The sequence below is a fragment of the Phyllobacterium sp. genome (assembly GCF_037994425.1).
Taxonomy (GTDB): Bacteria; Pseudomonadota; Alphaproteobacteria; order Rhizobiales; family Rhizobiaceae; genus Phyllobacterium.
On record NZ_JBBNAM010000211.1, the window covers coordinates 1 to 13500 of the forward strand.

Below are 13500 nucleotides of genomic sequence, written 5' to 3' on the forward strand. Positions count from 1 at the left end.
GGTCGCAACCTGCTCGCCGCCGAAGCCAATGCGGGCGTAAAGCACCATATTGCTCTATCCATCGTGGGAACGGAACGGCTGCCGGAGAACGGATACTTCAGGGCCAAACTTGCCCAGGAGAGGCTCATCAAGGAATCGCCGATCCCCTATACGATCGTCCATTCCACCCAGTTCATGGAATTCCTGAAGGGCATTGCCGATGAAGCAACCGTCGGCACCGTCGCTCGCCTGTCTCCCGCAGCCTTTCAGCCCATCGCCTCGGACGACGTCGCCGACGCGATGGCGGACGTAGCTGTCGGGAAGCCGCTCAACGGCACGATCGAGATCGCGGGTCCAGAGCGCGGTCCGATGAACGAGATCATTGCCCGGTATCTGAAAGCGGCCAACGATCCTCGGACGGTCGAGGCGGACGTTCACGCGCGCTATTTCGGCTCCGAACTGAACGATCAGTCGATTGTGCCCGGCGTTGGTGCGCGGCTCGGCAAGATCGGCTTCGAGGATTGGTTTCGACAATCCCAACAATTGCAGCCATCAAAGTAACAGCGTGAGCAACAGGACGGGATCCCCGGCCCCGTCCTGTGCCAGCATCTCAAGGGAAACTCAGATGGCGAGAACTATTCTTTTCGCCGCTGCCTTTGTCGCCACCACGGCATTGGATGCCTTGGCGCACGACGCCGGCACAGATTCGAAAGTAACGGTTGTCTACGAACATGAACTGCCCAACGTGCCAGGCAAGATCATGAAAGGCGTGCTGGTCGAATACGGACCCGGCGCATCGCCTCCCGCCCATACACACCCCGATTCTGCCTTCAGCTATGCGACCGTCCTTGAAGGCGCTGTCAAAAGCAAGGTTAATGATGGGCCAGTAGGAGTCTTCAAGGCGGGCGAGAGTTGGTCGGAATATCCGGGCGACCGCCCTGCCGTCAGCGAAAATGCCAGCACTTCAGAGCCTGCAAAGCTGCTTGCGGTATTCGTCGTCAATACCAATGCTAAGGAACTTGTGCTGCCCTATCACGAATAGAAAACAGGATTCTGAGGGTGAGGTATGAACATCGATCCGACCATCCCTGAAATGATGGCCTCGCCAATCATCCATGCCGGCTGGGTCGCTCTCGCCGGCGTCATTGTCACACGAGCGCTCGTGCGTCGTCACTCATATCTGAAACTGATTTCACAGATAGCCTTCTTCGTCGCGCTGACGGGAATCCTGCTTGCCAATGATATCCGTCCCTATGACGTCGATCCGGGGCGTGGTTCGACCGTGGAAACGATCGTTCTCGGACTGGTAAAGATCATATGGTGGATGAATGTGGCGTGGGCGCTTGTTGCCTTTGTCCGTTTGTTCCTCGTCCTCGAGCAGACACCGCGTGAGGCACGCCTCATCCAAGATATCGTCGTGGGGCTCATTTATCTTGGCACCACTTTATCGATCGTCGCTTTCGTATTCGGTGTGCCGGTTGGCACGTTGCTCGCCACGTCCGGCATCTTCGCGATTATTCTAGGTTTGGCACTTCAGAATACCTTGAGCGATGCGTTTTCCGGCGTTGCGCTCAACCTCGGCCGGCCGTTCGGACTTGGTGACTGGATCAAGCTCAGCGATGGCACCGAAGGCCGCGTCGTGGAGAGCAACTGGCGCGCTACACACCTGCTAACCGGGGGCAACAATATTGCCGTCCTACCGAACGGCTTCCTTGCGAAGCTGGGTCTGACAAATGTCAGCCACCCAAATGAGTCCCATGGAATGACCCTATCTGTCAGGCTTGTGCCCACTAAGCCTCCGTCAACGGCTATCGAATGCATGCAGATGGTCTTGCTGAGCTGCAACTCAATCGTCAGGGATCCAGCTCCGCTGGTTTCATTGAAAAGTCTGGATTCCACCGCGATCGAGATTGAGCTGCTGGTTCGCGTATCCAGTATCGCGCACAGCATCGCCGCCAGAAATCAATTGATCGACCTGGTCTATCGCCACACGAGGGCGACAGGACTAATGTTATCGAGCCCCGCTTCATCATTAAGCTTGGCGGTAGGAGATTCTGATAGCGCAGAAGCCCCCCATTTGTCCGCGCTTCAACTTCTCGAAATGGTGCCGTTGTTTTCTGCTCTCACTCGCGAAGAGCGAAGGACCCTGGCCGACACGGTTGCAATCAAGACGTACCGAAAGGATGAGGTCGTTGTGCGTCAGGGTCAAATGCTGAGCACGTTAATGGTTGTCAGAAGTGGCGTTCTTGTCCTGACCCGCCAGGAGACGCGCGGCGAAGATGAACTGACACGATTGGCGCCAGGTGACGTCTTTGGTGAAAACGCTCTGCTCACAGGAGCCGGGGAGCCGGGAACGCTTACGGCGATCGCTCCGACCGTCCTTTTCGAATTAAATCAGAGTAGTTTGACGCCGCTGCTTAATGCGCACCCCGAGTTGGGAAGCGACCTCGCTGCCCTGTTGACACACCGTTTTGAGATAAGCCTCCGCGACTCGCACTCACCACGTGACTTGGCGCGCCGCCGCTCAGTGGTCGAAATGTTGAAATCGATGGAGACTGCATTCTTACCACCGGGCGGCCCATAGCTTTGATCAAACGCGAATCTGGAAGGAAGCAATGATGAAAACCACCGTCATGGGAGCGAGCGGGCTCATTGGGACGAAACTCGTTGAAACGCTTCGAAGGAAAGGCATTGAGGTGGTTCCGGCATCGCCCTCCTTCGGAGTTGACAGCGTGACCGGAGAAGGCCTCAGAGCAGCCCTCGCAGGAGCCGACGTTATCGTCGACGTTACCAACACCACATCATTTGGCGACGACTCGGCCCTAGCGTTTTTCAAGACGTCCACCCGGAATTTGCTGGCCGCCGCCGCTGATGCGGGCGTCGAACACTATCTCGCACTCTCCGTGGTTGGGACACCTCGCCTTGTTGAGAGTGATTATTTTCGCGCGAAAATGGTGCAGGAAAATCTCATCCGGGCTGCTCGCAGGCCCTATACCATCCTCCACTCCACCCAATTTTTTGAGTTCATCAATGGCGTGATCGAGATGAGCACCCATGGTGATGACTTCCGGCTTCCTTCCGCAGGCATGAGGCCGATAGCTGCGGACAATGTCGCCGACATGCTGGCCGAACTGGCGATGGGACGTGCAAGGAACGATACCGTGGAGATCGGCGGACCTGAAAAATTTGGTCTCGACGAAATTGCGCGGGTTCAACTTGCAGCAAATGAAGACAGGCGCGAGGTCATCAGTGACGATCGCGCGCGCTACTATGGTGTCGAACTGAACGACGACACCCTACTGCCGCTCAAGGCAGCACGTCTCGGTTCGCTGCGTTTCGGCGACTGGCTGTATCGCTCGATGGCCAATTAGGTGTCGAGTTCCCCCGTCGATAGAGATCGAATTCGCCTGCTCGGAAACCTAGCAATGTAGGTTGACCACGGCATCTGCGAATAAAGGCTCCGATTCCCTCTAGAAATATATAACACAAACCTGTATGGGTTGTGTTATGAAAAGGCCCGTGATCAAGCATGATGAAACGGCCGACGGCAGCGATGCCGGAGGAGTAAGTCTGTATGGGGCTGCGGTCGAGTATGGCATTCACTGCATGCTGTGGCTGATCGAGCCGCGTCCAAAGCCGGTCAGCAGCCGCGATCTTGCCGAACTGCAAGGCGTGCCTTCGACACTGTTGGCGAGGATCATGCCGAAGCTTGAAAAGGCGGGACTCGTCGTGTCAACCAGCGGCATCAGCGGCGGCTATAGGCTTGCGAAAGCGCCGCAAGAGATAACCGTACTCGACATCGTCGATGCGATCGATGGTGGCAAGAGCGTGTTCGCTTGCAAGGATATCCGCAGGAATTGCGTTTTGTTCGGTGGCGATGCGCCCTCCTGGGTCACAAAAGGAGTGTGCGGCGTTCACGCCGTCATGCTGCGCGCCGAGAAAAGCATGCGCCACGAGATGAGCCGAACCAGTCTCCTAGACCTTGCGGCGGGTTTTGGCGTTTTGGCCCCCGCGGATTTTGGCGAGAACGTCGGTCAGTGGCTGGATGGCCGGGCAACCAACCGGGAACTCGCCCGCATTTCAGCAGTCAAGGGCAGCCACAGAAATCGAAGGCGCAGAACGGATAACTGATTGTTGGGCCTTGCAACGCACGGATGGACAGGATGAACTTTTCGACGGGGAATTTTGTGGCTGCCAAAGAAACGAGTTTCGCGCAAAATCCGATCGTTTCGGTGGTCGACGATGATGAATCGCTCCGACTCTCCATCTGCGAACTCCTGGAATCCGTCGGTATAGAGGCCGTCGGCTTCGCTACGACCCACGCACTTATGGATGCCGACATACTGGACCGGCCGGGTTGCATAATACTTGATGTTCGCATGCCGGGTGTGAGCGGCCTTGATTTTCAATCCCGCTTGGCAGCGAACGGCATATCCGCCTCAATTATTTTCCTCACCGGCCACGGCGACATACCAATGACCGTGCAAGCGATGAAGGCAGGCGCCATCGAGTTCCTTACCAAGCCCGTTCGTGACCAGACCTTGCTCGATGCTGTGAGCAAAGCCATAGAAATCGACAAGGAGAAGCGAGCCGAACAGTTCACAACCAACTCCAACATCGCACTCTATGCCACGTTAACGCCTCGCGAACGGCAAATTATGGAGGCGGTGGTGCGAGGCGCCTTGAGCAAACAAATCGCTTTTGAACTGAATATATCGGAGATAACCGTCAAGCTTCATCGGAGCGCCGTGATGCGAAAGATGAAAACCCCCTTCGTCACGCACCTGGTACGAGCCTGGCAGTCGATACCTGCGGACATACGTGATGACTACCCGGCCTAAACTTTCGTATGGCTTTGATGAGACCCGGACTCGGCAGATATTGAAACCGTGGGACGACACCACGCTGTGTGAAAGTTTCTGTCTTGGCCCTTGTACCTGTAATCGCAGTCGTCGACGACGACGCCAGTATCCGCGACGCGCTGGCGGAATTGCTGGAAGTGTTCGAGTTCAAGTGCCGGGTGTTCGAAGGACCCGAATCTTTCCTCGCAGCGCACGCCCAAGGTCAGTTCGATTGCCTGATCACCGATCTCAATATGAAAGCTATGAACGGGCTCCAGCTGCAGCAAAGACTGAGCGCCATCGATCCTGGATTGCCGGTGATCTTTATTTCGGCACAGTCAGATTCTGCAGCACGATCGAATGCACTCCGTTCGGGGGCTGTCGCGTTTTTGAGCAAGCCGATCAACGATGATGTCCTCTACAGGTACATCATTTCCGCGCTCAATGGGCGTTCGAGCGATTGACGACCGATCTTCAAGGCAGCGCCACGGACGCATGGGTTGAAACGCAATCGACGGGCGCGTTTCTCAACGGAGGTCGCAGATGGAACTCGCAGATTACGCGACCGACAGTGTTATTCGCTACGATCTCGAAGGAAACATTCAATATAGCAACGCTGCGACCGAAACCCATTACGGATGGAAGCCGACGGCCATGCTTGGCCGGCATTTCAGCGACCTGATGCTGGAACACGCCGAAGCCTCAATGCTTTGGGAAAAGCTGTTCAGGCTCGGGCATTGGCAAGGCCCCCTGAGGCGGCGTTCGCATACCGGTGGGGCGATCAACGCGAACGTTCGGTTGGCCATCCGGCATGACGGTCTCGGCAATCCGTTGGATGTTATCGAATATTCCGCAGTATCGGCGAACGTGGCGGCAAGCTCTGGCGCTTCAGCGTCTCAGATCGCTGCTTTGGGACGAGCCGCCTGCTGGCAATTCAGCCTCAAGCGTGTCCGGCACTTGCTTGATCCCGCCAATGCCCAGCTAAGCCGCGGTGCAACCGCGGACGAATGGTGCCCCGATCGATGGGACACGCTGCTGACGGCCGTCCAGGTAACCGACGTCAACGATGAGGCAGTACAGTTGTTCGGCCTGCCCGCAGATCGCGACAGGGTTATCGATCGGCCCGTCGCCAGCCTCTGGCCAGAGCAAAGCCGCGCTGCACTTGGAGATTTGCTAACCGCCCTGGCCGCGAAGACCGACGCGGAGCCGGAAACGCGGGAAATTCCCGTGGTTGGGCGATTGCAACAAGTGGTCCTGACGGGCTGGAGAGCGGCCGATCCACGCTGCCCGGACACGGTCTTCGTCCGTGTCGAAGCGACACTGCACGCGCCGAATGCGGTTATTGAACTGGAAGCCAGCCAGAACCGATATCGCAATCTGATTTCCTACTTGCCAATCCCCGTCTGGCAGATAGACGCCCGGGCAGCGGGCCGTATTTTCGATCGCCTCATAGCCGGCGGTCTTAGCGACATGGCCGCCTATTCGGAAGAACACCCGGAACTCGTCGATCTTACGTGCGAACTCGTCCAGGTTTTTGACGTAAACGACGAAGCCATGGCGCTTTTCGGAGGAAAGGAACGCTCGGAGTTCATTGGCCCCGTGGCCTACCTGTTTGCAGGCACGCCGGGTGCCGCGCGACGTGTCATGCTCGCGCATTTTTCCGGTATACGAAACCACGTCGAAGAATTGAAGGTCAGAACCTTCGACGGTCGACTCATCGACGTGCTGTTGCTGATGACCTTTCCGGTCCCGGGCGAACGTCTGGACACGACGTTACTCATGATGATCGACAATACTGCACACCTCGAGGCAGAAGCGAAGTTGCGAAAGATCGAGGCGGACTTCTCCCACGCTGCACGACTTTCCACGCTGGGCGAAATGACGACGTCAATAGCGCATGAGATAAAGCAGCCGCTAGCGGCCATTCTGATGAATGCGCAAACCAGCCTGCGTTATCTCAGGAAAGCCGGACCCAATCTTGAAAAGGCAGATCAACTGACCTCTCGTGTCGTCGAGAGTGCGCAGCGCGCCAGTGATATCATCGATCGGATCCAGGACATGGCCCGCAATCGTGCGCCGACTTATGCTTTGCTCGGTTTGAATGACATCGTGCGGCAATGCCTGGTTTTTCTTCGTCACGAGAGCGAAGACAAAAACGTCGTCATCAATTTAAGGCTGGAGCCGAACCTTCCGCTAATACGCGGCGATCGAATTCAGTTGCAGCAAATCATCGTAAACCTGATCGTCAACAGCATCCAGGCCATGAAGATGGCGCCCCACACGCGACGTGAGATTTATCTCGAAACCAGTTTGGACGAGAGCGATCATGTGGCCTTCTCGATCAGGGATACCGGCATCGGCATCGCAACCGAACATATAGAGCAGATCTTCGACGGCTTCTTCACCACAAAGGAGGGTGGGTTGGGGATCGGACTGGCCATTTGCCAGTCAATCGTCAACGCCCATGGCGGGACGATTGAAGCCGCCAATCACCCAGACGGCGGTGCTGTGTTCCGCTTCTCAATCCCGACCAAAAACTCTGATGCAGCCGCGAGCAATCCGACATCGTCCAAGTACCCGCCGCTACACCGTCAGGCCTATTGATCGGTCATGGTGGACCCTTCCTTCCTCATTGGCCTGAACATAGCCAAGAGTGGTAGGGCAAGTTCATAAGAAAGACGAAATAGAATCTTGCGCCAGGCTGTGATGCAATAGGACGTTGGGAGATCATATAAAGCCGCCCCGGACGGTTCTTATGCCGTCATGAAGGGAGAAGTGGGGAGCCAGATGAGCAATGAGCCGATCTGCCGTCCGCAACGCGCAGCGTAAACTGCGTGAAAAACTGTCTCGCATCGGAATTACCGAGACAGAATTCATTATTCTGTTGAGCGGGTGCAGCGAGCGCCTGCTCATCGAAACGATCGCTAACTGCCGCGAATTGGAGATCCTGCTCAAAATGATGGGTGGCGATGTGTGATGGCGCGATTGTCGGGACATTCCACGAACACGCTCTACCAAGCCTGTTCAGGGGATCCGGTTTCCTTTGCTGTCAATCACGACTTCACCATCCTCCTTGGTGAACGCAGCTTTCTGGGGCTCGGGTAGAATCCCAAGAACGACTTCGGAAGGACGGCAGAGGCGCACCCCATTCTCAGTAACAACGAAGGGTCGATTGATAAGGATCGGATTGGCGACCATTGCATCAAGCAGTTCGTCGTCGGTCAGGGCCGAGTTATCGAGCCCGAGTTCGGCATATGGCGTGCCCTTCTCGCGAACGGCTTCCCGGACGGTGAGCCCTGCCCGGCTGATCAGCTCCTTCAAGGTTTCGCGGCTTGGCGGTGTCTTGAGATAGTCAACGATGACCGGTTCGATGCCTGCATTGCGGATCATGGCAAGCGTGTTGCGGGAGGTGCCGCACTTGGCATTGTGATAGATGGTAACGGTCATCAGGCGCACCCCTCGCTATTCTCAAACGTTCCGGCCGCTGGCGATAAAAGAGGCTCCGCAACAAGCGCGACGCCTTTAAACGGAGTTGGCCCAAAGATCAGCCGAACGAATAGCCGGCGCCGCGCACTGTGCGGATCGGATCAACCGAACGTCCGATATTGATGGCCTTGCGCAGGCGGCCGACATGGACGTCGACAGTGCGATCATCGACATAGATGTCGGCACCCCAGACATTGTCGAGGAGTTGGCCGCGTGAGAAAACCCGGCCAGGCGACTGCATCAGAAATTCGAGCAGGCGGAATTCGGTAGGGCCGAGCTTCAACTCGCGCTCCTTGCGGAAGACGCGGTGCTGTTCGCGGTCGAGCTTGAGATCGCCGAAGCTCAGCACATGCGAAAGCAGGCTCGGGTTCACGCGGCGCAGCATGGATTTGATGCGGGCCAGCAATTCAGGTGTGGAAAACGGCTTCACCATATAGTCGTCGGCACCCGTTGAGAGACCGCGAACGCGCTCGCTCTCCTCACCGCGGGCCGTGAGCATGATGATTGGCAGGATTTCGGTCTCCCGCCTCGCCCGCAGACGACGGCAAAGCTCGATGCCCGAAAGGCCGGGCAGCATCCAGTCGAGGATCAAGAGATCCGGCACGTTCTCACGCAGTGCAATTTCTGCTTCATCACCGCGTGCGATCGTCTCGACAACATAGCCTTCAGCTTCAAGATTGTAACGGAGAAGGACGCTTAGAGCTTCCTCGTCCTCCACAACGGTGATTTTGGGAGCTATTGCCATATCATGCCTTTAGTTAATTAGGACTCGGTCGTCTCGTCCACGACGATGGTGTGGGTTTGGTCTTCCTTGGGCCGCTCCGCGGGTAGTTGCGAACCGGTCACAATGTAATAAACGGTCTCGGCAATATTCGTGGCATGGTCGCCAATGCGCTCGATGTTCTTGGCGCAGAATAGAAGATGGGTACAGGCCGAAATGTTGCGCGGGTCTTCCATCATGTAGGTCAGGAGTTCGCGGAACAGTGAGGTATAGAGCGCATCGATCTCGTCGTCGCGTTCGCGTACGATGTTGACCTGCTGTACAGAGCGCGTCGCATAGGCGTCTAGCACGTCCTTCAGCTGCGTCAGGGCAAGTTCGGCAATAGTCTGCAGCCCCCGATAGACGGAAAGCGTCTGGCGTGTATCGGTCACTGCAACAACGCGCTTGGCGATGTTCTTGCCGAGATCGCCGATGCGCTCAAGATCAGACGAAATGCGGATCGTGCCGATGACTTCCCGCAGGTCGATCGCCATCGGTTGGCGCTTACCGATAATGGTAATCGCCTTTTCATCGATCTCGCGCTGGCCCGCATCAAGAATCAAATCATCGGAGATCACGCGCTGCGCCAAAGCGTTGTCGGAATTGACCATGGCGGCAACCGCCTGTTCGACCATGCGCTCGGCATGCCCACCCATCTCGGCGATCTTGTGCGTCAGGAACTTCAGTTCGTCGTCGTAAGAGCGCACAGTGTGCTGCAACTCAGTCATGTTCTTGGTCCTTGTTCCTGCGTCAGCCGAAGCGTCCGGTGATGTAGTCCTGTGTGCGCTTTTCGGTGGGGCTTGTGAACATCATCTCCGTATCTCCCACCTCTACCAGGTTGCCGAGATGGAACATGGCCGTGCGTTGCGAAACACGCGCCGCCTGCTGCATCGAGTGAGTAACGATGACAATCGTGTAGTTTTCGCGCAGTTCGTCGATAAGTTCCTCGACCTTCGCGGTGGCGATCGGATCAAGCGCGGAGCACGGCTCGTCCATCAGGATCACTTCGGGGCTGACTGCGATGGCGCGGGCAATGCAGAGGCGCTGCTGCTGACCACCCGAGAGGCCCGTGCCCGCTTCGTGCAGGCGATCCTTCACCTCCTCGAAGAGGCTGGCGCGGCGCAGGCTTTTTTCAACGATTTCATCAAGTTCATGGCGATTCTTGGCAAGGCCATGAATGCGCGGGCCATAAGCAACGTTTTCGAAAATCGACTTCGGGAACGGATTTGGCTTCTGAAACACCATGCCGACCCGGGCGCGCAACTCAACGACGTCGATCTTCGGATTATAGATATCCTCGTCGTCGAGCGTGATCTTGCCGCCGATCTTGCAGCCTTCGATCGTGTCGTTCATGCGGTTGAGACTGCGCAGGAATGTCGACTTGCCACAGCCGGAGGGGCCAATCAGCGCCGTGACCATCTTTTCAGGCACGTCGAGGCTGACGCCAAACAGGGCCTGCTTCTCGTTATAGTGAACAGTGACATCCTTGCCTTGCATTTTGATTGCGTTGGGCTGGGCGTTCATCTTGTCGTTTACCGCCTTTTCGAGATTTCGTTCCGTCATAAGGTTCATAATTAGGTCCTCTCCCGAAGAGTTACCAGCGACGCTCGAAGCGGCGACGCAGAATGATGGCCGTAATGTTCATGATTGCGAGGAAGAGAAGCAGCACGATGATAGCGCCGGACGTCCGCTCGACAAAGGCGCGCTCCGCCTCGTTGGCCCACATGTAGATCTGCACCGGTAATGCCGTCGAAGGATCGAGCGGCGTCACCGGATTGTTGGCGACAAATGCCACCATGCCGATCAGGAGAAGCGGCGCCGTCTCACCGAGGGCGTGCGCCAGGCCGATGATCGTACCGGTCAAAATGCCGGGCGCGGCAAGCGGCAGCACATGATGGAAAACCATCTGTGTCTTTGATGCGCCAATTCCAAGCGCCGCGGCACGAATGGAGGGGGGCACGGCGCGAAGGGCTGCCCGCGTCGCGATGATGATCGTCGGCAGGGTCATCAGTGTCAGGACAAGGCCGCCAACCAGCGATGCCGAGCGTGGCATGTGCAGGAAGTTGATGAAGACTGCGAGACCGAGCAAGCCGAAAACAATCGACGGGACCGCTGCAAGGTTGTTGATGTTGACTTCGATGATATCCGTCAGGCGGCTCTTCTTGGCGTATTCCTCAAGGTAGATCGAGGCCGCAACACCGATCGGCAGCGAAAGGCCGAGCACGACGAGCATCATGTAGAGCGAACCGATCAGGCCGACGCTGAGGCCCGATGTTTCGGGACGGCTCGATGCGCCATAGGTGAACAGGCCGGTGTTGAATCGCTGGGCAATTGCACCATCAGCCTTCAGTTGGTTCATCCATGCAACCTGCTTGTCGGAAACCTTGCGGCGCGACTGATCGACGCTGAGGTCGATCTGCCCCTTGAAAGCCGAGTCGATGTCGGCGCCCGTGAGCACCCAGACATTCTGCGTCGTACCGATCAGGTTGGGGTTTGCGACGACGATTTCACGCAGCTGGGTGCGCACGCCGTCCGAAAAAAGCTTGCCAAGCTCGCGCAAGCCCGGCTTGTCGCTCATGCTGACGCCAAGCTTCTCTGCCAGGGCGTTGCGGGCAAGGACCGGATAATTAGCGGTCAGGAGCACATTGGGATCGGTGGCTCGCTTATTGTCGGGGTCGATGATCTTCGGATCGAGGTTGATCGCAAGGTTGACCTCGGTTTGCCAGAACGCCGTGTAGCCATTGGAGAACACTGAAAAAAGCAGCGCGATCAGAAAAAAGATGCCGATAGCGATCGCAGAGATCCCGTAGAGCTTGAATCTGCGCTCCGCCGCATAACGGCGCTTTAGGCCGATATCACGCCGCGCGGGCCGCGCCGTTGCGGCAGCTGGATTGAGGGCTATGTCGGTCATTCGTACTGCTCCCGATACTTGCGCACGATGTAGAGCGCGAAAATGTTCATCCCCAAGGTGATGAAGAAGAGCGTGAGGCCTAGAGCGAAGGCCACCAGTGTTTGCGGCGAATTAAACTCAAGGTCTCCGGTCAGCTGGTTGACGATCTTGACGGTGATCGTCGTCATCGCTTCGAACGGATTGATGTTGAGGTTGGCGGCAACGCCTGCTGCGAGCACGACGATCATCGTCTCGCCAATGGCGCGCGACGCTGTCAGGAGCAGCGCACCGACAATGCCCGGGAGGGCCGCCGGCAGGACGACGCGGCGGATCGTTTCAGAACGTGTGGAGCCGAGTCCGAGCGAGCCGTCGCGCAGCGACCGGGGAACGGCGGTGATGATGTCGTCCGAAAGCGACGATACGAACGGGATCAGCATGACGCCCATCACGATACCGGCGGTGAGCACGCTCTGTGCCTGGATGAAGGCATAGCCGCCGGTAAGCGCAGCGCTGAGGTCACGAAGGAATGGCCCGACGGTAACGAGGGCGAAAAAGCCGTAGACGATCGTTGGAATGCCGGCGAGCACTTCGAGCAGCGGCTTGACGACTGAGCGCACGCCGCGGCTGGCATATTCTGCCATGTAGATTGCCGAGAAGAGACCGACCGGCACAGCGAACAACATGGCGACAAACGCAATGTAGAGCGTACCAGCAAGGAGTGGAATGAGACCGAATTGGCCTTGCGATCCTCCGGACCCCGCCGCGGCAAAGCGCGGATCCCACACAGTGCCGAAGAAGAAGCTCATCGGAGAGACTGACTGGAAGAACGACAGCGTCTGGAACAGCATGGAGAGAATGATGCCGACCGTCGTCAGAATGGCGATGGTCGAGGCAGCGATCAATGCGCCGAGTATGACGCGCTCGACATTGTTGCGCGCCCGTGCCCGGACATGCACGCCCGATAAGCCGTAGAGGGCGCCGCCGACAGCGAGTATGAGGGCAATGATACCGCCAATATAGTTCGCGCGTTGGGTGTTGTTGTTCCATTCGACGGCGATGGGGATCATATAATCCTGGCCGTCCGGGGCGAGAGCGACACCCTTGCTGGAAAGCAGCGGCCGTAACTCGGCGAAAGTTTGCGGCAGGTTGTTCTTCTCGTCCGCCGTCAGTTTCCCGAGACCGCGTGCGATACCGCTGACCATGCCGAGTTCGAGGCTTTGGCTGGCAATGACGCTGTCCGCCGTGTGCGCGGGCAATTCCGCTATGGCGGCGCGCTCGAGATAGACATTGGTCGCGCCTGCCCAAACGGCAAGAAAAAAGATAGCCGGCAGGGCCGAAGCGAGGAAGACCCACCATGCATGATAGTGCGGCAGGGAATGCGGCTTTACGCGTCCGTCGTTCTTGCTGACAGCGCGCTGGCGTCCGAGAAAATATCCGATGACACCGATCGCAAGGACAATCACAAACACCAATGACGTGGACATCAAAGCTTTCCCCGATCTGTCCTGTAATTCAATCGAATTCGAAATGGCATGGGGGCGGCT

Annotated in this window: 15 protein-coding genes; 9 read left to right on the forward strand and 6 right to left on the reverse strand. The window is 57.3% G+C overall.

Annotated features, from left to right (window positions below; genetic code table 11):
• The 9 genes from AAAB35_RS14460 to AAAB35_RS14500 all read left to right on the forward strand — a co-directional run.
• Positions 1 to 540: NAD(P)H-binding protein (locus AAAB35_RS14460; RefSeq protein ID WP_340668981.1), on the forward strand; the 540-nt coding region annotated here is incomplete at its 5' end.
• Between the two features lie 64 nt (positions 541 to 604).
• The gene (locus AAAB35_RS14465) at positions 605 to 1021 is read left to right on the forward strand and encodes a cupin domain-containing protein (protein ID WP_340668982.1); all 417 of its coding nucleotides are present in this window, start codon (positions 605 to 607) and stop codon (positions 1019 to 1021) included.
• Positions 1022 to 1045: 24 nt separating this feature from the next.
• Complete coding sequence (locus AAAB35_RS14470; protein ID WP_340668983.1) at positions 1046 to 2563, forward strand: mechanosensitive ion channel family protein; 1518 nt, start codon at positions 1046 to 1048, stop codon at positions 2561 to 2563.
• Between the two features lie 34 nt (positions 2564 to 2597).
• Positions 2598 to 3350: an SDR family oxidoreductase gene (locus AAAB35_RS14475; protein ID WP_340669018.1), complete on the forward strand. Its 753-nt coding sequence runs from the start codon at positions 2598 to 2600 to the stop codon at positions 3348 to 3350.
• A gap of 148 nt (positions 3351 to 3498) precedes the next feature.
• Entirely contained in the window at positions 3499 to 4110 is a 612-nt protein-coding gene (locus tag AAAB35_RS14480; RefSeq protein ID WP_340668984.1) for an Rrf2 family transcriptional regulator, read from the forward strand.
• A 56-nt stretch (positions 4111 to 4166) separates the two neighbouring features.
• On the forward strand, positions 4167 to 4820 hold the full coding sequence (locus tag AAAB35_RS14485) for a response regulator transcription factor (RefSeq protein WP_340668985.1): 654 nt from the start codon (positions 4167 to 4169) through the stop codon (positions 4818 to 4820).
• A gap of 83 nt (positions 4821 to 4903) precedes the next feature.
• Positions 4904 to 5284, forward strand: a complete 381-nt coding sequence (locus AAAB35_RS14490) for a response regulator (protein ID WP_340668986.1) — start codon at positions 4904 to 4906, stop codon at positions 5282 to 5284.
• Between the two features lie 79 nt (positions 5285 to 5363).
• Positions 5364 to 7424 (forward strand): ATP-binding protein, encoded by a 2061-nt coding sequence (locus AAAB35_RS14495; RefSeq protein ID WP_340668987.1) that lies wholly within the window; start codon positions 5364 to 5366, stop codon positions 7422 to 7424.
• Positions 7425 to 7614: 190 nt separating this feature from the next.
• Positions 7615 to 7797, forward strand: coding sequence for a hypothetical protein (locus AAAB35_RS14500; protein WP_340668988.1), 183 nt, complete (start codon positions 7615 to 7617; stop codon positions 7795 to 7797).
• Between the two features lie 47 nt (positions 7798 to 7844).
• Here AAAB35_RS14500 and arsC read toward each other — a convergent pair whose 3' ends face one another.
• The 6 genes from arsC to pstC form a co-directional block, all read right to left on the reverse strand.
• On the reverse strand, positions 7845 to 8267 hold the full coding sequence (gene arsC / locus AAAB35_RS14505) for an arsenate reductase (glutaredoxin) (protein WP_340668989.1): 423 nt from the start codon (positions 8265 to 8267) through the stop codon (positions 7845 to 7847).
• Between the two features lie 97 nt (positions 8268 to 8364).
• Entirely contained in the window at positions 8365 to 9051 is a 687-nt protein-coding gene (gene phoB / locus AAAB35_RS14510; RefSeq protein WP_340668990.1) for a phosphate regulon transcriptional regulator PhoB, read from the reverse strand.
• Positions 9052 to 9068: 17 nt separating this feature from the next.
• Positions 9069 to 9794: a phosphate signaling complex protein PhoU gene (gene phoU / locus AAAB35_RS14515; protein ID WP_340668991.1), complete on the reverse strand. Its 726-nt coding sequence runs from the start codon at positions 9792 to 9794 to the stop codon at positions 9069 to 9071.
• Between the two features lie 22 nt (positions 9795 to 9816).
• Positions 9817 to 10638, reverse strand: coding sequence for a phosphate ABC transporter ATP-binding protein PstB (gene pstB, locus AAAB35_RS14520; RefSeq protein WP_340668992.1), 822 nt, complete (start codon positions 10636 to 10638; stop codon positions 9817 to 9819).
• A gap of 22 nt (positions 10639 to 10660) precedes the next feature.
• Complete coding sequence (pstA, locus tag AAAB35_RS14525; protein ID WP_340668993.1) at positions 10661 to 11977, reverse strand: phosphate ABC transporter permease PstA; 1317 nt, start codon at positions 11975 to 11977, stop codon at positions 10661 to 10663.
• Positions 11974 to 13440 carry a phosphate ABC transporter permease subunit PstC gene (pstC, locus tag AAAB35_RS14530; RefSeq protein WP_340668994.1) on the reverse strand — a complete coding sequence of 489 codons (1467 nt, stop codon included), beginning with the start codon at positions 13438 to 13440 and terminating at the stop codon, positions 11974 to 11976. The genes pstA and pstC overlap by 4 nt, the downstream gene beginning before the upstream one ends.
• Positions 13441 to 13500: the final 60 nt, after the last annotated feature.